This window comes from Nocardia sp. NPDC004722 (genome assembly GCF_053601505.1).
This window is the reverse complement of record NZ_JBSGBY010001024.1, coordinates 1-1,653: the sequence shown is the minus strand read 5'-3', so window position 1 is coordinate 1,653 and position 1,653 is coordinate 1. Positions and strand designations below refer to the sequence as shown.

Genomic DNA, 1,653 nt, shown 5'->3' with positions numbered 1-1,653 from the left:
GTGAGCCGACGCAGTTCCTCGGCCGCAGTGCCGCTGGGCGCGTCCGGCAGCGTGAACCGCACGCGCTCAGCCCGCCGCACCGGGCCGACGGCAATGCCGGGCGATGCCGGGAGCGGACCGCCGCGGTGTTCCCCGACGGCGTCCACGGGCAGGGCGGGTGTGCTGTCCGGGGTCTCGTCGAAGTGCCGGTCGGCGAGGGCAAGCACCCTCTCGACCACCGTTCTGGCGTCGGAACCGCTTGCGGTGACTTCGATTTCGTGGCCGCGCAGCGCGCCCAGTGTCGCAATGCGGCTCAGACTGCTCCCGGAGGCTGGCCCGCGGCCGGTCGTCAGATTGCGCAACCACACCTGGGCGTCGTGGCCGCGCAGTTCTGCGACGAGCCGAGCGGCGGGCCGGGCATGCAGTCCGTGCTCGTTGTGAATCACGAAGGTCGCCGTTGCATCCGGGCGATCGGACCGCGGATCATCGCGGTCGGGCAGGCGTTCCGACGGCAGAAGATCGGGTTCGCCCAGCTGCGAGCGCTTTCCGGCCAGCGAGTTCTCCGCCTCCGCGGCGGCGGTATCCAGATCGGCGCCCCCGGCCGCGGCGACCGTCGCGGCGATCAGCCCTTCCAGCAGCGGCGCCGAGCACAGCCGGGTCCGATGCTCACCCTCGAGCAGATCCAACGCGAGTTCCGCCGACAGCACCGCGCTGCCGAGGTCCATGAGCAGCAGGACACCCGCGCCGCGATCGGCCGCCACGATCGCGTCCGCGACGGCGCTGGCGTCGGTGCCGAAGGTCTGCTCGTCCAGCCCCGCAGCGATCTCGATCGGAACCGCCGTGTCGTGCAACATTTCCGAGGCCAGGGCGACGGCGGCGCGGGCGAGCGGGCGGCTGTGCGAGATCACGACGATGCCGATCATCGCACCGCCTCCCGGGCCGCCCGCACCAGCAGCACGGCGCTGGTCGCGCCGGGATCGCGATGGCCGATGCTGCGCGGACCCAGGTAGGAGGCGCGGCCCTTGCGGGCGAGCATGTCGACCGTGGCGTCACTCCCGGCCTGCGCGCCGGCGACCGCGCGATCCAGCGCCTGGTCCAATGCGGTTCCGGCGGCGGCACTTTCGTCGAGGGCCGCGGCCGCCGGAGCCAGCGCGTCGAACATCGTCTTGTCCCCGGCTTCGGCCTTGCCGCGCGCGACGACCCCGTCCAGGCCCGCGCGGAACGCCTTGGCGAAACCGGCGGTGTCGAGATCGTTTCCCTCGACCGCGGCCGAGAAGCGAAGGAAGAACGTGCCGTACAACGGCCCGCTCGCCCCGCCGACACTGCGGATCAGCACCATCGCCGCCTGCTTCATGGTCTCGGCGAGCGTGTATTGCGGGGTCTCGGTCAGCGCGGCCAGCACCGCGGCGGTGCCGCGCCGCATATTGCTGCCGTGGTCGGCGTCGCCGATGGCCGCGTCGAGTTCGGTGAGTTCGTCGGCGTTGGTCTCGATGAGGGTGGCGAATCCGCTCAGCCACAACTGGGAATCGAGCATGGTCACACTCCCCACCGCAGCGCGGGCGTGCGCACCGGCGCATCCCACGAGCCGCTAACTCGGCGGGATGAAATCCCAAGAGTTGAAACAACTCTCGTAACTCTCAGGGGTTCCCCCTGAAACCCCACCGCGAAGGACCG

2 protein-coding genes are annotated in these 1,653 nt (G+C 71.3%); both read right to left on the bottom strand.

The genetic code is table 11. From position 1 onward, the window contains the following. Window positions 1-902, bottom strand: a 902-nt coding sequence (gene dhaM / locus ACWELQ_RS45325; RefSeq protein ID WP_452403131.1) for a dihydroxyacetone kinase phosphoryl donor subunit DhaM, incomplete at its 3' end; no start/stop codon positions are given. After that, window positions 899-1,513, bottom strand: a complete 615-nt coding sequence (dhaL, locus tag ACWELQ_RS45320; protein WP_452403130.1) for a dihydroxyacetone kinase subunit DhaL — start codon at window positions 1,511-1,513, stop codon at window positions 899-901. The genes dhaL and dhaM, both read right to left, overlap by 4 nt. Window positions 1,514-1,653 lie beyond the last annotated feature (140 nt).

Excerpts from the sequence above, each read along its gene's own strand:
- dhaL (WP_452403130.1), bottom strand. The coding sequence starts at position 1,513 with ATGCTCGATTCCCAGTTGTGGCTGAGCGGATTCGCCACCCTCATCGAG.